Origin of the sequence: Nocardia sp. NPDC051321, assembly GCF_044455225.1 — a bacterium.
GTDB lineage: Bacteria > Actinomycetota > Actinomycetes > Mycobacteriales > Mycobacteriaceae > Nocardia.
This window is the reverse complement of sequence record NZ_JBITEM010000013.1, coordinates 207,864-224,257: the sequence shown is the minus strand read 5'-3', so window position 1 is coordinate 224,257 and position 16,394 is coordinate 207,864. Positions and strand designations below refer to the sequence as shown.

Here is a 16,394-nt window from a genome sequence, read left to right as displayed (position 1 = left end):
CTCACTAACGCTCAGCTCCGGCATGCGCGATGCACACTGGCACATGATTCGCTCGCTCATGGACTGACCACCGATCCCTTGCTGCTTGGCTCCGTTGCCGGGTGCGAGGACGCCGTATGCGCGGCTGCCGAATGCTTGAGGGCCTGATGTACGGCCGAGGTGTGCGCGGTGGGCGCGCGGTGGCTGATCCGGCTCGACGCGGGCCGGGTGGCTCCCGCGCTCGCCGGTACGGCCTCGGATGCGTTGTCCGCGTTACGCACTCGCTCGAACGAGAGCATCTGCAGTTCGACGGCGAGGTCGACCCGGCGCAGCTCGACGCTGGCGGGCGCGCTCAGTTCGCAGGGCGCGAAGCTGAGGATGGACTGCAGCCCGGCCGCGACCAGCCGGTCGCAGGCGTCCTGGGCCGCGTCGTCGGGCACGGTGATGACCGCGATGGTCGGGTCGAGCGCGGCGACCGCCTCGGCCAGCCCGGCGACATCGCACACCACCAAACCGGCGACCGAAAGGCCGATCACCTCGGGATGGTTGTCGAAGATGCCGACCACGGTGAAGCCACGCCGCTGGAATCCGCCGTAGCCGACCAGGGCCCGGCCGAGATTCCCGGCGCCGACGAGCACCACGCGGTGTCCCTGCGACAGGCCGAGCACATCCTCGATCCTCGTCCGCAGCCTGGCTACGTCATAGCCGACACCCCGTACCCCATTGGGTCCGAGGAAGGAAAGGTCCTTGCGCAATTTCGCGGAATTGACACCCGCCGCGACAGCGAGTTCCTCACTCGATACGATGGCAACACCCTCGTCGGCCAACGTGGCGAGGACCCGGAGATAGGTCGCCAAACGCGCGACGGTGGCCTGCGGGATGTCCTTCTGCAGAGCCCTGCCGGAGACGCCGCCCGGCGCCTCATGCTGCTCTGTCACGTCGTCGGCTCCTTGTTCCGGCCCGATCGGGTTCGGTGTTCATCGCTGACCTCTGACCCGGGACGGTCCGGTGCCATGGTCGAAGTGTCGGAATGCTGGGTGTCTTTACGCGGTGGGCCCGCAGCCTCGGCAAGCGGGTCCGCGTGCCACCACCGTAACTGCTTGTGCAGCCCTTCACAAAGTCGGTGAAATTGGCCTCATTTTCCGTCGCGACCAGCGCTGCGGCCGAAGCGATCGGTCTTCGCTACCGGTCAGTGCTCGATTTGCGGGCTTTCGCTGCGCCTGCGTTGGTGTCGCCGCGCTGCCTCTTCCGGTGCCGACGCCGAGCCCGCAGTGCTCGATTCGAGGGCTTCACTGCGCCTCCGTGGTGACGCTGCGCTGCCTCTTCCGGTGCCGACGCCGAGCCCGCAGTGCTCGATTCGAGGGCTTCACTGCGCCTCCGTGGTGACGCTGCGCTGCCTCCTCCCGCGCTGACGCTCAGCCCTCAACGGCTCAGGTCGGCCCGTAATCTGGCCTCGTCCACGTCGAAATAGCTGTGCTCTCGACCGTTGAGCAGCACCACCGGCAACCGGTCGCCGAACTCGGCGCGCAGGCCGGGGTCGGTGGCGGCGGCCTCGTCGACGTCGAGCGTCGCGGGTTCGATGCCGAAATCGGCGCAGATCGCGCGCAGTTGGTCCAGCGCGGTCGCGCACATGCCGCAGCCCGATCTGGTCAACAGGGTCACCGAATGTGTGGGATTGGTCATGGCGGATATTAAATCCCCTCGCCACGCCCGGATCGGTCTGCCAGGTACTGCGATGACTGTCGGTCGGCCCGGTTACTGTGGACGTGGTTCGCGCGACGGGCGGAGGTATCGGTGCCGGAACGATCGAAGGTGGCAAGGGCCGGATTCATCGCGGGGCGATTCGGCGAGTTTCCGGCGCGCTGGAATCTGGGCGCGATCGGTGAGGGCCTGCAGGATCAGCTCGCCCGCATCCCGCGCAGCCCCTTCGGCCCGAGCGAGGAAGAGCTGCGGGCCAACCTGGCCGGCGAGGCGAGCGCGGACGCCGCATTGTCGTTGCACGACGCGGAATTGGCGCTCGCGGAACCGGATCTCACCGGTCCCGAGGTGCCGCGCGATCTCACCGCGGCAGCCTTCTTCGACGTGGACAACACCATGGTGCAGGGCGCGTCGATCGTGCATTTCGCCCGAGGTCTGGCCGCGCGCAAGTACTTCAAGACCTCCGATCTGGTCGACGTGGCCTGGAAGCAGGTCAAGTTCCGGGTTACCGGGCGGGAGAACAGCTCCGACATGGCCAGCGGCAAAGAGAAGGCGCTGGCGTTCATCGCAGGCCGCTCCACCGCCGAGCTCGCCGAGCTCGGCGAGGAGATCTACGACGAGATCATCGCCGACAAGATCTGGCCCGGCACAAGGGCTCTCGCGCAGATGCACCTGGACGCGGGCCAGCAGGTCTGGCTGGTCACCGCGACTCCGGTCGAGCTGGCCCAGGTGATCGCCAAGCGCCTCGGCCTCACCGGCGCGTTAGGCACGGTGGCCGAAAGCGTGGACGGCAAGTTCACCGGACGCCTGGTCGGCGACATCCTGCACGGCCTCGGCAAGGCACACGCGGTACGCACCCTGGCAATCCGAGAAGGCTTGAACCTCAAGCGTTGTACCGCCTACTCCGACAGTCACAACGACGTACCGATGCTCTCACTGGTCGGCACCGCGGTCGCGATCAACCCCGATTCGGACCTCCGCGAGGTGGCAAAAAACCGCAGCTGGGAAATCCGCGACTTCCGCACCGGCCGCAAAGCCGCAAAAATCGGCGTCCCCACGGCCTTAGCGCTAGGCGCCGCAGGCGGCGCAGTCGCCGCGGCAGTCACCCGCAAGCGCGACCACTAACCACCGACAAGCCGAACCAAATGGTTTGCCGTCGAACAAAACCGCCAATAACCACAGACGAGTCCCACGGTAGCCAATTGATTTAGCCAGCAACCATAAAACTCAATTGATCTTGAAACGCCCGCAACACCGCTCGCTCAAATGCCCAAATCGAACCGCTCACCCTTTGTTCAACCCGCACACTCGGTATACCCGGTGTGCAGCTCACACAAACGGCGAGCATTCCCCAACTCCCCACGCAGGCAACAGAATCCGCACCCACACTCGGGATACGCACCGACTTTAGGGCCCTCTTCTGAGTGCGGATCCCGAGTCAGGGTGCGGATCTGTGGTGAACCGGGGTACAGCACCGATAGCGAGCATCGAGGCGAGTCAAAAGGTCGCTAAATGATCTCTGACAGCAACCATTTGACTCACTTGATCTTGAAAATCTCTATAACGTCACCACAGCCAGATGACCACGCTGGAACGCGACACCACGCACCTGACCGATAACTACAGCCGGGGTACGGCACACGACGCCACCACGCTACTCACGGGAAAACGTGGACAGGTCTTCAGCTTTCAGGGCTGCTCACCTTGGGCCGTCCTTAGCTGTACTGATCCGGATATGTACACGCATCGAGTCCTCAGGTGTACACATCCGGTTAGGTGTACATATCGCAGGGGATGATCGAGTAATGCTGGGCGCGTCGCCTGCCGTCCCCGGCTTTCTCTTCCGCAGCCTGGCATGGGCAACGCTCAAGTCCCAGCGTGAAGACTGGCGGTGGTCCCGTTGAGGGACCTTCCGTAATCGAGGTGAGCCAAATGGTCGTTCTCGGCCATCGACGTGAGTCAAATGGTCGCTTTACAAGATCTTTTGGCGACCATATGACTCACGTCGATGTCTAGCGGGCGCACCCGTCGGTCTGGCGAACGTCGGAAACCAGTGCGGCCGAGGGGTTTACCGACTGGTGCCCGGCGTTCGCCGGGACGACGGGGTAGCTGCGGGCAGGTGTTGGGGCGCTCCGTTCGCTGGTGCTTTTGGCGGTTCAGCCGGTAAAAGGGTTGCGGCGCTTGGTGAGTAGTTTGTAGAGGGTCGACTGGATGGTTTCGCGGACCTGGTCGGTGACCTCGAACATGGTCATCGGGTCGTCGGCGGCCTCCGGCTCGTAGCCGGTGGTCGGGATCGGCGCGCCGAATTCGATGTACCACTTCGACGGCAGCGGCAGCGCGCCGAGCGGGCCGAGCAACGGGAACAGCGGCGTCACCGGGAAGTATGGCAGGCCGAGCAGGCGCGCGAGCGGTTGCAGGTCGGCGAGCTTCGGGTAGATCTCCTCGGAGCCGACGATGGAGCACGGGATGATCGGCACGCCGGCGCGCACCGCCGCGGCCACGAAACCGCCGCGGCCGAACCGCTGCAGCTTGTAGCGGTCGGCGTACTGCTTGCCGACCCCCTTGAAGCCCTCCGGGAAGACACCGGTGAGCTCGCCGGAGCGCAGCAACCGCTCGGCGTCCTCGCGGCAGGCGAGGGTGTGCCCCGCCTTGCGGGCGAGCGCGCCGAGCAGCGGCGTTTCGAAGATCAGGTCGGCGGCCAGCAGGCGCAGTGCCCGCTGCTTCGGGTGCCGGTCGTGGATGGCCAGCTGCAGCATCAACCCGTCCAGCGGAATGGTGCCCGCGTGATTGGCCACGATCAGCGCGCCCCCCGCCTCCGGAATGTTCTCCATCCCGCTGACCTGTACCCGAAACCACAGCTCCGACATCGGGCGCAACGCGGGCAGGATCACCGACTCGAGCAGGTGCTCGTCGAAACCGAACTCGTCCACCTGGTAGTCGCCGGTAATCCGGCGGCGGGCGAAATCGGCGGTCTTGCCGATCTGCTTGCTGAGCGCGCCGCGCACCAAATCCGAGAGCGACTGCGGCGCAGCCGGTTCGGTGGCCGCGAGACGTTCGGTCAACGAGATCACCGAGCTGGGCGCTTCGCCATGCGCATGCTCCGGCCAGCGCCGGCCGATCGAGCGCGGGCGCGCGTCGTCCTGTAAGTCGTGGAGTTGGATGACTTTCGCTACGTCGTTCATTGCTGTGCTCCCGTACCGGCCCCGAGCAGGCCGAGCAGTTTGTTTTCTGCGGCATCGATCCACGCGGGATCGATGACGGGCCGCAACGCTGCGCCCCCGATGAAGTCGTCGAAGGCCTGCATCGTCGTCCAGCGCGGCGCGAACCCGAGTTCGGCACGCATCCTGGTGGTGTCGAGGCCACAACCGAAATGGAAATAGTCGAGCTGTTCGCCGGAGAATTCGCGCATCACCGTGCCCATCAGCACCCGGCCCGCGGTCCGGAACAGCGCGAACGGCACCGGCAGTTCGATCCGGCCCGCACGCCGCACCGCCTGGGATAGGGCCAGCGCGCCGTCGCCCGCGATGTTGTAGGTGCCCGCGCGGGCGGTGAGCGCGGCGTGCGCGAGCGCCGCGACCGCGTCCTCCTCGTGCAGCAGCTGTAGTCGCGCGTCGCGGCCGAACACCGTCGGCGTGATCGGCGAACGCAGATACTGCATGCCCCGGCTCGCCATCCGAGGTCCGACGATCGGCGCGAAACGCAGAATGGCGGTGGCGATATCCGGTCGCCGCCGCGCGAGGCCGCGGACAAAACCTTCGATGTCGATCATGTCGCGGGCGAACTCACCGCGTGGCGGCGTGCGCGCGCTCATTTCCTCGGTGAATTTCGCCGGGTCCTTCGCGCTGCAGCCGTATACCGCCGAGGAGGAACGCACCACCACCCTGCGCACCGTCGGCGTCTTCTGGCACACCGCGAACAGCTGCATCGCGCCGAGCACGTTGAGGTCTTTCATCACCGCGCGCCCGGCCCCGCCCGGCGACCTGGCCAGCACCGCGGCATGCACCACGGTATCCACCGCGCCACCATCGATCACCTTACGGATCAATGGATTTCGGATGTCCGCGCGCACGTATTCAGCACGGCCCATGCGCCGCTGCAACTCTCGGCTCGGGGTCATCGTGTCGACCGCGATGATGCGGTCGATATCGGGGTCCTGCGCGAGACGCGCGACCACGTTGCCGCCGAAGAAGCGACTGGCGCCGGTCACCAACACGACTTTCGGCGTGTGTCCGTCTCGAGCCTCAGAAGCCACCGCATCCCACCTTGGCAAGCCCCCGATTGACTTATTCCCCGGTTCCTAGGGTAGCCGCTGTGTTCACGGGTTCTGCTGGTATTTACCAGGTTCTAACGATGACTTCCATCACCGGAAACAAAAAGGCCCGCCACCTGACGGTGACGGGCCTTCGAGCTGACGCGCAGCGCTTACTTGCCGAGTTTGCGCCGCTGCACACGTGTGCGGCGAAGCAGCTTGCGGTGCTTCTTCTTCGACATGCGCTTGCGGCGCTTCTTGATCACAGAACCCATAGGGTTGTTCCTCGCGTTCTCTCTACTCGGCGCGCACGCTACACACGTACGCCAACTGACCGGTCGTTCGGCAAGCCTCACGTCCAATGTCCGCGCCGCCGGGTACCACCGGGCACCACAAGGTGATGCCACCGGCGGGCGAACACGAACCGAGGGTCCATCGTACCGGCACGTCCGGCCAGCTTCGAAACCGCCTGATCCAACGCCGCCGGACCAGGTCCGCCGGCGTCCCGCGACCCGTGGGCCGCGGACGGATCAGGCGTTCATCCCGCGTCGAAGTAGGACGTCTCCAGATAGTCGTGCACCGCCTTGGCGTGCACCCGGAACGAACGACCCACCCGCACCGCGGGCAACTCACCGGAATGCACGAGCCGGTACACCGTCATCTTGGACACTCGCATCAGGCTCGCCACCTCGGCGACCGTGAGGAACTGAGTGCCGCCGAGCATGGGTTGACCCTGCGACCCGGAACCACCTGGCGTCCGGGAACCAGCCCGGGCACCTGAGGGGCCTGGGCCACTCGAACTTCCTGAGCTACTTGCAGACATCTTGTTAGACATCATTGCACCATTGACCTCCGGCACGCCCGCGCCGCCGGCTTCCCCACCGGCGGAACAGACACGCACGTGCTGCTTGAAGCTTAGCGGGACCAGTGGTGTTACTGCGACGGGAGTGAGAAATCAGCTTTTCCCATTAGGAACCGACCGGTTGCGTGCTTCCGAACCGATGATGTCCGGCGAACGCATCGGCAGCCCCGATCGACGAATGCCAGCGGCACCGAGGTCACATCGCGCTGCCGACGCCAAGGCCTTCGCTCGTGCCACCTTGTTCGGCCGAACGTTGCTTCGCGGCGTGCAGCGCTTCCAGAAAGGCCGAACGGACCCCGCCACGCTCGAGCTCGCGCACCGCGGCGGCGGTGGTGCCTGCCGGTGAGGTGACCGCGGCACGCAGTTCCGCCGCGGTCTGGCCGGACTCGTCGAGCAGTGCCGCGGAACCGACCATGGTCTGCACCACCAGCTGGGTGGCCACCTCACGGGTCAGGCCGAGGCCGACGCCCGCGTCCACCATGGCCTCGACGATCAGGAAGAAGTAGGCGGGCCCGGAACCGGAGACCGCGGTGACCGCGTCCATCTGCGCCTCGGCGACGGTCACCACCTTGCCGACCGCGCCGAGCACCTCGGTCACCAGCTCGAGCTGCGGCGGCCGCGCGTGCCTGCCCGGCGCGATCACGCTCATGCCCTGACCCACCAGCATCGGAGTGTTCGGCATCACCCGCACCACCGGGAAACCGGCGGGCAACTTCGCCTCCAGCCGCGCGGTCGGCACACCGGCCGCCAGCGACACCAGGATCTGGTCGCGATCGTTGCCGACGCTCGCGTTGTCGCTGAGCGCGGCCTTGCCAAGTGCGGTCATCACCGCGTCCACATCAGCGGGCTTGACCGCGACCACCAAGAGGTCCGCGCCGACCGCGGCGTCGGCCACCGAGTCGGTGACCCGCACCCCGAAACGCTCGGCGATCTGCGCGCCCCGCTCCGGGAACGTCTCGACGACGACCAGGTCCTTCGCCAGCCGCCCGGACTCGAGCAGGCCGGCGAGCAACGCCTCCCCTATGCGTCCGCCACCGATAACCGCAATTCGCATATCCGCCTCTCCGCGCCTTTTGCCGATCGTTAGGTACCGCTCTGGTTACATCGCGGGCCGGCGGTCCGGTACTTTGCCCAGCTCCCGGGGTACCCCCGGAGTTACCCATGTACTGGCCGAATCAGATGTTACGTTCCGTGAAATCGAACCGACGACGCCAGGCGGGCCGTACCCGTGAACGCCTCAGCGAACCGGGATGAGCGCCAACTGGCGGCTCTGCGCGACGACGGCACCGGTGGAATCGAGGATGAGCTGGTCCTCGTCGAACAGACGGGCGCCGACCTCGTGTGTGGTCGCGATGATGCGCAGCCAGCCTGGGACGGGCTTGCGGCGCAGGAAGGTGGTCATCTGAACGGTGGGCGACCAGCCGAATTGGCCCAGGTTGTACGGGACCGGCGGGCTCATGTCCGCGCTCATCATCGCGAAGAACATCGCGACCTCCGGGTCCTGCTGGTCGGCGGGGCGCGGGCGTATCCACAGGCGCAGGCGCGGCTCGGCCGTTTCGCCGTCGAGGAAGCGCGCCCACTCCCGATCGAGGTACAGCTCGGCGGACTGGCCCACGTGCACGACCCGGCCCATCGGCGAGCCGGGCTCGTAGCCGACCGCGTCGGCGGGCGGTTCGACCGGCATGTCGTCGTGCTCGCGCGCGAAACGCGGCGCGGTGTCGTCGAGGTGGCCGAAGGTCAGCGCGGTACGCACCAGGGTGCGGCCGTGCTGGATCAGGTTCACGTCGGCCAGGCAGATCTGGCGGCCGATCTTGCGGACGTGCACCTCGTATTCGACGTCGCCGGGATCGGGCGCGCCGAGGAAGTCGGTGCTGGCCGCGATCGGGGCCAGCTCGGTCAGCGCCGGATCGGCCGCGCGCAGCCACCGCAGCCCGGCCGCCGCACTCGTCGCGACCATGGTGCCGCCGTGCACCTTCTTGCCGATCGTCCAGGACTTGCCGATATGGCCGACGTAGCGACCGGTGTCGGGGACCGTCGCGGGCAGCTCGGTCAGCGCGAGCACCCGGCGGAACGGGGCATCGGTCTCGCTTACCTGTGCTAGGTCCAGCTCCGTCGTCATCGTCACTCCTGTCGTCCATCGGCCACGTCGGCGATCAGGGGTTGCTGGTACGCGGCGTTCGTACAGCGTAGAACCATGCGGTTCGACGGGCGCATTCCCGTCCGCCGAGCGCGAGATGCGTCACATCGGCGTGGCACGACCAACGCGGAGAAAGTCGCCGTCAGATCAGCATGGAGATGCTCGGCATCCGCAAAACGATTGCGGCGCATAGCTTTTAGCGTCCAATCAAACATCCGGTTGCCAATACGCTTGCAGAACGGGGGCTTTCGCGTCAGGCGTGATTGGCCGATGTCGGCGCGGGCGCGGTTTGACCGTTCAAATGCAGCCGGGCGAACGCGAGGGTGCGGTGCAGCATGGCCGCACGGTCCTGGGTGGTGCGGGCGTTCTGGGTGTTGATCTCGGCGACGGCCTGACCGGCGAAACCGTTGCGGACCAGGGTGTCACACACCTCGACGCACGGCTGGGTGCCCTCACCTGGCACCAGATGCTCGTCGTGCGCGGCGCCGCGGCCGTCGGCCAGGTGCAGATGGGCCAGGCCCTCGCCCATCCGCGCGGCCAGCGCCAACGGGTCGGCGCCCGCGGTCGCGGTGTGCGACAGGTCGAGGGTGTAATGCTCGAAACCGGTGTCGGTCGGGTCGTAGGACGGACTGAACGCGGTGAGCCCGATGCCGGGTCCTCCGCGCCGCTCTAACCGCTTGACCGCGCGTTCCCCGCGTCCGAACAGGGTGTCGGCGCGCATCGGGAACATGTTTTCCACCGCGACGACGACCGGGCTGTGCTCCTCGAGCTCGGCGACCTGAGCGGCGAAGTTCTCGGCATACCGGCGCTGCCAGCGGAACGGCGGATGCACGACGACGGTGTGGGCGCCCAGCGCCTCGGCGGTGCGCACGCTGCGCTCGAGTTTGGCGGCCGGATCCGAGCCCCACACCCGCTGCGAGATCAGCAGGCACGGCGCGTGGATCGCGATCACCGGCACGTCGTACTTGCGGGCGTAAGCCTGCACGGTAGCGATGCTTTGACTGGCCGGCTCGGCCCAGACCATCAATTCGATGCCGTCGTAACCGAGTTCGGCCGCGTACCGGAACGCCGCCTCGGTGTTCTGCGGATAGACCGACGCCGTCGAGAGTCCGACGAGGATTTGTCGCCGGTCCGGCGAACCCTCGGACTCGTCCGGGGCGACCGCGGCAGGCCGGGCCGCCGCGCGGGAGGCGTGACGCACCCTGGTTTCGTCCGCCTGTCCGATTTTCGCCACTGCCGCTCCCTGCCTCAGTTCGTACTGAGAAGAAAGGCTAGCGGTCCGAGCGTGACGAAGACGCCAACGACGACCGCGATGACCGTGCTGAGCACATCGTCGGTCCGGCGCAGAATTCGCACCAGCGCGACCAGACCGAGAATCACGATCATCGCCAGGGCCAGCGCCACCCAGGGGAGCATCTCCCACATGCGCTCGAAACCCTTGAACAGCAACATGCCCGCGACGGCCGCACCGGTGCTCTGACCGCCGAGGATCATCCACTGGCGACGGTTGGCGTCGTCTTCGGCCTTCTTGGCCGCCCGCGCGGAGCGGCGCGGCGAAACCTTGTGGTCGGACTGCTCGTCCTCGTCGAAGTCGTCGAGCTCGTCGTGTTCGTCGTCCAGGTCGACGGGCTCGAAGAAATCGGTCTTGCCGTCGTACATCTCGAGCTCATCGACCGCGGCGCGACCGGAGTCGCGTTTCGAGCGGCCGCGCTTGCCGCGTCCGCCGGCCGCGCGTTCGGCATCGGCGCGTTCAGCCCGCTCGACACCGTCCCTGAGCAGGTCGCCCGCCACCGTCTGGCCGGAAACCAGCTGCTGGTCCTGGCTGGCCAGCGACCACGCGGCGGTGGAGATGCCCTCGGGTTCGGGCGGCGGATCGTTGCGTTGCGGCGCATCGGGTTTGCGTCTTCGCGCCGACCAGGCGGGCAGGCCGCCCTCGGGGGCACCATTGCGCTGCGGGGCTCTCGGCGGCGGTTCGGGCGTCGGCGCCCATGGCGCCGTGGCTCTGGACTCCGGCAGCGGTGCCGGCTCGTCGTAGTCGGTGGCCGACGGCGACCAGGCCGCGGTCGACGGGGCGAGCTCTTCGGCCTCGGCCTCGGCCGCGCGACGCCGGGCGGCTCTGCCGCCGGTAGCGCCGTTGCGGCCGTTCGATCCGTTGCGGTCGGGCAGCGCGCTGCCCGCTCCTCCGCGCCCACCGACATCGCGCAGCGGCGGTCGCACCTCGGTGGTGGCGTCGTCGTGTTCGTCGTGCCTGCGGCGGCGCCCGGAACGCGGGGCCTCGTCGGGCATCGGGTCGCTCGCGTACGGATTGGGCGACGGGGCGTAGGGATTCGGCGACGGCGCGTACGGGTTCGGCGAGGGGGCGTACAGATCCGCGGCCGGGTTGTATCGCGAGTCCGGCATGTCCCGGCCCGGCATCACCCGATTCGACCGGCCGGGCAGCGGATCGGCCTGCGGCTCGGGCTGGGCGTACGCGGCCAGCGGGTCGTACATCGAGATCGGCCCGGACATGGGCGAATACGCCGCGGGGTCCGGCGCGGGTGGCGCGTATGAGACAGGTTCCGGTGCGGGCGGTTCGTACGCGGGCGGTTGGTAGACCGGCTCGTCCGGCTCCGCGTCAGGCGCGGCGTGCGAGGACTGACCGCTGCCGATGGCGGGCATGTCACCGGTGAGCTCGGCCACCGAGATTCCGCGGCCACCGCGACGGCGCCGGCCACCGCCCGCGGCCGACGCACCCTGCTGGCCGTTGCGGGCCAGCAGCTCGGCGACCGATAGCTGTTTGGAGTCGTCGCTCATAACCGCACCTCACCGGTGCTGCACACGATTCGCTCTCTCATGACGACACCGTTCCTATCGGCCCCGGTAGCGCGGCCGCACCGCCGGGCCCCTGACGGTCATTGCTGGCCGCCGGGCCCGGTAAGCGTGTCGCTCGAGGTCCGCCATTCATGTCGGTATCCAGTTTGCGCAGGATCAGTCCTTCTCGCAGCGCCCAGGGACAAATCTCCAAGGATTCCAGCGATAGTGCCCGCATACTCGCCTCCGCGACCAATGCGCCAGCCACCAATTGCTGTGACCGATCGGAACTTACGCCTTCTAATTCTGCACGGTCGGCCGCCGTCATCCGCGAGATGAACGCAATCAGTTGGCGCAGACCTGAGCTGGTGAGTGTACGACGCACCCGAGGGCCCGCCGCCGAGGGTGCCGCTCCGGTCAGCCTGGCCAGCGAGCGGAAGGTCTTCGATGTCCCGACGGCCAGGTCCGGTTTACCCGTGTCGAGCAGCTGTTTCGCGGGCAGCGCGAGCTCCGCGTCGAGCCAGTCGCGCAGCACGTTGACGCGGCGCTTGCCTGGCGGATCTTCCTTCAGCCACTCCCTGGTCAACCGTCCGGCACCGAGCTGCAGCGACAGCGCGAGATCGGGTTCCTCGTCGCCCCCGCTTGTCATTTCCAGCGAACCGCCGCCGATGTCCAGATTGAGGATGCGGCCCGCGCTCCAGCCGAACCAGCGGCGCACCGCGAGGAACGTCAGCCTGGCCTCGTCGACTCCGGAGAGCACCTGCAGCGCAACGCCGGTCTGCGCGCGAACACGCGCGAGCACGTCCTCGGAATTGGTCGCCTCGCGCAGCGCGGAGGTGGCGAACGGCATCAGCTCGACGCACTTGGAAGTCTCGGCGATGCTGGCGAATTCGGCGACGGTGGCGATCAGCCGCTGCGCGCCGGCCTCGGTGATTCGGCCCTCGTCATCGATGTTTTCCGACAGCCGTAAAGTGGCCTTGGTCGAGCTCATCGGCATGGGGTGACCACCCCGATGCGCGTCCACCACCAGCAGGTGGACGGTATTGCTTCCGACATCGAGTACCCCAAGCCGCACATGAACACGGTACTGGGTGATCCGGTCCTATAGGTTAAGCGACTGAACTGTTAGCGTTCCGAGGTGTGACGGTAGGCGCATCATCCAGTGGCCAGGCCCGGCCCCGACCAGCGGGAAAGATCGATCCGAGTCCCGAGGTCGACATGGATTTCCCCCGCGAATGGATCGAGTTCGTCGATCCAGCAAACGACGAGCATCTGATCGTCGCCGATCTGACCTGGCTACTGTCCAGCTGGACCTGCGTATTCGGCACGCCCGCCTGCCAGGGCATCATCGCCGAACGACCCGATGACGGCTGTTGCTCGCACGGCGCGTTCCTCTCCGACAAGGACGATCGCAAGCGGCTGCAGAATGCTGTGAAAATGCTCACAGCGCAGGACTGGCAGCTCATGGATGAGGCCATGGACGCGACCGGCAAGGTGGTCAAGAAGGGCTACCTGGAGCTCGACGAGCTGGAGGACGAGCCCGCGCTGCGCACCCGCCGCTTCGACGGTGCCTGCATCTTCCTCAACCGGCCCGGCTTCGCGGGCGGCGTCGGCTGTTCGCTGCACAGCATGGCGCTGCGGCGCGGCATCGAGCCGCTGGAGGTGAAGCCGGACGTGTGCTGGCAGCTGCCGATCCGGCGCACCCAGGAGTGGGTGGACCGGCCCGACGGCGTGCAGATCCTGCGCACCACGGTCACCGAATACGACCGGCGCGGTTGGGGTCCCGGCGGCGAGGACCTGGACTGGTACTGCTCCGGCTCGCCGGACGCCCATGTCGGCACGCGTCCGGTCTGGCAGTCCTACGGCCCGGAGTTGAAGGAACTGCTCGGCGGCCCGGCCTACGAGGAACTGGCCAGGCACTGCAAGCGCCGACAAGGCTTGGGGCTCATCGCGATTCACCCGGCGACGGTGCACGCGGATCGGCTGCGTGACAGCGCGAACACCGCTACCGCGTGAGGCCCTCGGAATGCGAGCTTGCACTCCGTTCACCTGGAAGGCATGCGATCTTCACCCATTTGCGGTTTGATGTGCGGTCATGTCCAAGAAAGTTTTGACCCTGGCCGCCGTCGCACTCGGCGCCGCGCTCTGTCTGCCCGCCGTCGCCAACGCCGAACCGAACGGTGATCCCGCCAAGTACGCCGACTTCACCGCGGACTTCATGCCCGCCAACACCCCCGACGCGATGGGCGCCGCGGCGGCAGGCAAGAACCTGATCATGAGCCCGTACGGCACCTCGCGCACCATCGCGTGCCGCGGCACCACCGCGGCGGACGTGTACGACTGCATGCAGGAAGACGACCTGGGCTGGATCTCGTTGCGCAAGATGGACGTTCCCGGCGTCGGCCCCACGTGGACTTACCTGCCGTAAACACACAGACAGCAAACTACGGCCGAGGACTTCGCAGCGTCCTCGGCCGTTGTTTTGTCCTCAGCCTTTGCCTTGCCGGCCAACTGATTTCGTGAGCACATGGGTAACTCGCCGGGGACGAGCCAACTCACTCACGAACTCACCGTCGGCCGCCCGCGTTCCCATCGTGGCACCCAAGTCTGGCTTGAATACGCGGAGAGGCGGGAGAGCTCAAGCCTCTAGCTTGTAGCCGAGCCCGCGGACCGTGACCAGATGTTCCGGCTTGGCCGGGTCCGCCTCGATCTTCGAACGCAGCCGCTTCACGTGCACGTCAAGGGTTTTCGTGTCACCGACGTAGTCGGCACCCCAGACGCGATCGATCAGCTGCCCGCGGGTGAGCACCCGGCCGGAGTTGCGCAGCAGGTATTCGAGCAGGTCGAATTCCTTGAGCGGCAAGGTAACCGGCTTGCCGTTCACCAGCACGGTGTGGCGGTCCACGTCCATCCGGACGGGGCCTGCTTCCAGCACGCCACTTTCATTGGTGCCGTCCAACTCGTCGCCCGCGCCGCGGCGCAGCACGGCCCTGATGCGCGCGATCAGCTCGCGCGCCGAGTATGGCTTCGTCACGTAGTCGTCGGCGCCGAGCTCGAGCCCGACCACCTTGTCGATCTCGCTGTCCCTTGCCGTCACCATGATCACCGGCACGCCGCTGCGGGTACGCAGCTGCTTGCACACGTCCGTGCCGCTCATGCCTGGCAGCATGAGATCGAGCAGCACGATGTCCGCACCGGACCGATCGAACTCGGCGAGCGCGGATGGCCCGTCACCGACAACGGTGACTTCGAAACCCTCCTTGCGCAGCAGGAACGCGAGCGGATCGGCCAGCGACTCCTCATCCTCGACGATCAACACACTCGTCATCTGCGTGCCTCCACACCATTGGGTCGGCCCGGCCCCGAGGGGCGCGGGCTTGTTTCTCTCATGCTCACCGTCGGGCCTGCGGAATCCTCTTCTCCGTCGGCCTCGTGGTGGGCAGGTATTCGCAGGGTGAACGTCGAACCGGTGCCCAACTTGCTCCACAGGGTGATCTCACCGTTGTGGTTGGCTGCCACGTGCTTGACGATAGCCAGGCCGAGGCCGGTACCGCCGGTGGCGCGCGAGCGGGCCTTATCCGATCGGAAGAAGCGTTCGAACACCCGCTCTTGGTCTTCTTTCGCGATGCCGATGCCACGATCGGTCACGGCCATCGCGACATGGTCGCCACGTAATGACCGGCTGACCGACACATGGGAGCCGGCCGGTGAGTACGCTATCGCGTTCTCCACCAGATTTGATAGGGCTGTGACCAGCAACGTTTCGTCACCGAGCACTTCGAGCCCGCTCGGCCGGTCGGTGCTGACGGTGATTCCGGCGGCCTCGGCGGCGGTCCGCGAGCGGTCCACCGCCTGCATGACGACGGTGTCTACGTCGACCACCTCGAGCTCGGGCAGCTTCTCCGCACCCTGCAGCCGGGACAGCGCAATGAGTTCGGTCACCATTTTGCCGAGTCGCCGGGATTCGCCGAGTACCCGCTGTCCGAAATGTCGCACTGCCTCGGGATCTTCGGCGGATTCCAGCATGGCCTCGGCCAGCAGGCTCATCGCGCCGACCGGGGTCTTGAGCTCGTGGCTGACATTGGCCACGAAGTCGCGCCGGGTGGCCTCCATCCTGGCCTGCTCGGAGTCGTCGTCGGCGAAGAGCACGGTGAAGTTGGTGTCCTCGCGCGATAGCTGGCGGGCGACGCCGCGCACCGCGATGCGGCCGCGGCCGGGCACCGGGTTCTTCGCGGTCAGGTCGAACTCGGCCGACTCGCCGGTGGCGAGCACCTTCTCCACCGCGACCCAGGCGCGCTCGTCGAGCAGGCGGTTGCGGACCAGGCCGAGCTCCTCGGCGCGCGGATTGACCAGCACCACGTCGCGGTATTCGTCGACCACCGCGATGCCGCTCTCGGAGGCGAGCACGATCAGGTCGAGCACCTGCGACATCGTCAGGCCGGAATCCGCCTGCCTGCGGGCCTGCTGCCTGGCGTTCATATAGGGGATAAGTAGCCCGCCGACTGCCAGACCTACGACAGCCGCAAGGACTGCCAGTAAGACGGCTTGCGGAACACTCACACCTGAATCGTACGGTCGCGTAGGACGTATCCGACTCCGGGTACACGATGTTTCGCGCAGGTCATGGCCACTTCTGAAGCTGTTAGCCAGCCGTTTACGCGCCGTTGGGTATGTCTCAG

At 67.0% G+C, this 16,394-nt stretch carries 16 protein-coding genes; 3 read left to right on the top strand and 13 right to left on the bottom strand.

Annotation, left to right across the window (positions count from 1 at the left end; genetic code table 11):
• Positions 1-56: 56 nt before the first annotated feature.
• Together ACIA8C_RS30715 and ACIA8C_RS30710 are read right to left on the bottom strand one after the other, a co-directional pair.
• Positions 57-917 carry a redox-sensing transcriptional repressor Rex gene (locus ACIA8C_RS30715; RefSeq protein WP_397140719.1) on the bottom strand — a complete coding sequence of 287 codons (861 nt, stop codon included), beginning with the start codon at positions 915-917 and terminating at the stop codon, positions 57-59.
• Between the two features lie 484 nt (positions 918-1,401).
• Positions 1,402-1,662, bottom strand: coding sequence for a glutaredoxin family protein (locus ACIA8C_RS30710; protein WP_397140717.1), 261 nt, complete (start codon positions 1,660-1,662; stop codon positions 1,402-1,404).
• Positions 1,663-1,848: 186 nt separating this feature from the next.
• Between ACIA8C_RS30710 and ACIA8C_RS30705 the strand changes: the two genes are divergently transcribed.
• Entirely contained in the window at positions 1,849-2,802 is a 954-nt protein-coding gene (locus tag ACIA8C_RS30705; RefSeq protein WP_397140876.1) for an HAD family hydrolase, read from the top strand.
• Between the two features lie 1,031 nt (positions 2,803-3,833).
• Here ACIA8C_RS30705 and ACIA8C_RS30700 read toward each other — a convergent pair.
• The 9 genes from ACIA8C_RS30700 to ACIA8C_RS30660 all read right to left on the bottom strand — a co-directional run bounded on the left by ACIA8C_RS30700 (position 3,834) and on the right by ACIA8C_RS30660 (position 12,790).
• Positions 3,834-4,859, bottom strand: coding sequence for a lysophospholipid acyltransferase family protein (locus tag ACIA8C_RS30700; RefSeq protein ID WP_397140715.1), 1,026 nt, complete (start codon positions 4,857-4,859; stop codon positions 3,834-3,836).
• The gene (locus ACIA8C_RS30695; protein ID WP_397140713.1) at positions 4,856-5,929 is read right to left on the bottom strand and encodes an NAD-dependent epimerase/dehydratase family protein; all 1,074 of its coding nucleotides are present in this window, start codon (positions 5,927-5,929) and stop codon (positions 4,856-4,858) included. The genes ACIA8C_RS30700 and ACIA8C_RS30695 overlap by 4 nt, the downstream gene beginning before the upstream one ends.
• Before the next feature lie 170 nt (positions 5,930-6,099).
• Positions 6,100-6,201 (bottom strand): 30S ribosomal protein bS22, encoded by a 102-nt coding sequence (locus ACIA8C_RS30690; RefSeq protein WP_003402602.1) that lies wholly within the window; start codon positions 6,199-6,201, stop codon positions 6,100-6,102.
• A gap of 263 nt (positions 6,202-6,464) precedes the next feature.
• Positions 6,465-6,650, bottom strand: coding sequence for a helix-turn-helix domain-containing protein (locus tag ACIA8C_RS30685; RefSeq protein ID WP_014988570.1), 186 nt, complete (start codon positions 6,648-6,650; stop codon positions 6,465-6,467).
• 334 nt (positions 6,651-6,984) lie between these two features.
• Positions 6,985-7,842: a pyrroline-5-carboxylate reductase gene (proC, locus tag ACIA8C_RS30680; protein ID WP_397140711.1), complete on the bottom strand. Its 858-nt coding sequence runs from the start codon at positions 7,840-7,842 to the stop codon at positions 6,985-6,987.
• Between the two features lie 183 nt (positions 7,843-8,025).
• Complete coding sequence (locus ACIA8C_RS30675) at positions 8,026-8,907, bottom strand: thioesterase family protein (RefSeq protein WP_397140709.1); 882 nt, start codon at positions 8,905-8,907, stop codon at positions 8,026-8,028.
• A gap of 271 nt (positions 8,908-9,178) precedes the next feature.
• Positions 9,179-10,045, bottom strand: a complete 867-nt coding sequence (locus tag ACIA8C_RS30670) for a sugar phosphate isomerase/epimerase family protein (RefSeq protein WP_397140874.1) — start codon at positions 10,043-10,045, stop codon at positions 9,179-9,181.
• Between the two features lie 128 nt (positions 10,046-10,173).
• Entirely contained in the window at positions 10,174-11,718 is a 1,545-nt protein-coding gene (locus tag ACIA8C_RS30665; protein WP_397140707.1) for a hypothetical protein, read from the bottom strand.
• A gap of 37 nt (positions 11,719-11,755) precedes the next feature.
• Positions 11,756-12,790: a hypothetical protein gene (locus ACIA8C_RS30660; RefSeq protein ID WP_397140705.1), complete on the bottom strand. Its 1,035-nt coding sequence runs from the start codon at positions 12,788-12,790 to the stop codon at positions 11,756-11,758.
• Between the two features lie 143 nt (positions 12,791-12,933).
• Between ACIA8C_RS30660 and ACIA8C_RS30655 the strand changes: the two genes are divergently transcribed.
• Positions 12,934-13,731, top strand: a complete 798-nt coding sequence (locus ACIA8C_RS30655; RefSeq protein WP_397140872.1) for a hypothetical protein — start codon at positions 12,934-12,936, stop codon at positions 13,729-13,731.
• A gap of 79 nt (positions 13,732-13,810) precedes the next feature.
• The gene (locus tag ACIA8C_RS30650) at positions 13,811-14,143 is read left to right on the top strand and encodes a hypothetical protein (protein ID WP_396991340.1); all 333 of its coding nucleotides are present in this window, start codon (positions 13,811-13,813) and stop codon (positions 14,141-14,143) included.
• Positions 14,144-14,353: 210 nt separating this feature from the next.
• Here the strand turns inward: ACIA8C_RS30650 and ACIA8C_RS30645 are convergent, their stop codons facing one another.
• Both ACIA8C_RS30645 and ACIA8C_RS30640 read right to left on the bottom strand, forming a co-directional pair.
• On the bottom strand, positions 14,354-15,043 hold the full coding sequence (locus ACIA8C_RS30645; RefSeq protein ID WP_069160635.1) for a response regulator transcription factor: 690 nt from the start codon (positions 15,041-15,043) through the stop codon (positions 14,354-14,356).
• Positions 15,040-16,275: a sensor histidine kinase gene (locus ACIA8C_RS30640; protein WP_397140703.1), complete on the bottom strand. Its 1,236-nt coding sequence runs from the start codon at positions 16,273-16,275 to the stop codon at positions 15,040-15,042. Before ACIA8C_RS30640 ends, ACIA8C_RS30645 begins: the two co-directional genes overlap by 4 nt.
• Positions 16,276-16,394: the final 119 nt, after the last annotated feature.

Bases quoted from the DNA above. Each gene is read 5' to 3' on its own strand.
- ACIA8C_RS30710 (WP_397140717.1), bottom strand. From the start codon at position 1,662: ATGACCAATCCCACACATTCGGTGACCCTGTTGACCAGATCGGGCTGC.
- ACIA8C_RS30700 (WP_397140715.1), bottom strand. From the start codon at position 4,859: ATGAACGACGTAGCGAAAGTCATCCAACTCCACGACTTACAGGACGAC.
- ACIA8C_RS30690 (WP_003402602.1), bottom strand. From the start codon at position 6,201: ATGGGTTCTGTGATCAAGAAGCGCCGCAAGCGCATGTCGAAGAAGAAG.
- ACIA8C_RS30685 (WP_014988570.1), bottom strand. From the start codon at position 6,650: ATGCTCGGCGGCACTCAGTTCCTCACGGTCGCCGAGGTGGCGAGCCTG.
- proC (WP_397140711.1), bottom strand. From the start codon at position 7,842: ATGCGAATTGCGGTTATCGGTGGCGGACGCATAGGGGAGGCGTTGCTC.
- ACIA8C_RS30675 (WP_397140709.1), bottom strand. From the start codon at position 8,907: ATGACGACGGAGCTGGACCTAGCACAGGTAAGCGAGACCGATGCCCCG.
- ACIA8C_RS30665 (WP_397140707.1), bottom strand. From the start codon at position 11,718: ATGAGCGACGACTCCAAACAGCTATCGGTCGCCGAGCTGCTGGCCCGC.
- ACIA8C_RS30655 (WP_397140872.1), top strand. From the start codon at position 12,934: ATGGATTTCCCCCGCGAATGGATCGAGTTCGTCGATCCAGCAAACGAC.
- ACIA8C_RS30650 (WP_396991340.1), top strand. From the start codon at position 13,811: ATGTCCAAGAAAGTTTTGACCCTGGCCGCCGTCGCACTCGGCGCCGCG.
- ACIA8C_RS30645 (WP_069160635.1), bottom strand. From the start codon at position 15,043: ATGACGAGTGTGTTGATCGTCGAGGATGAGGAGTCGCTGGCCGATCCG.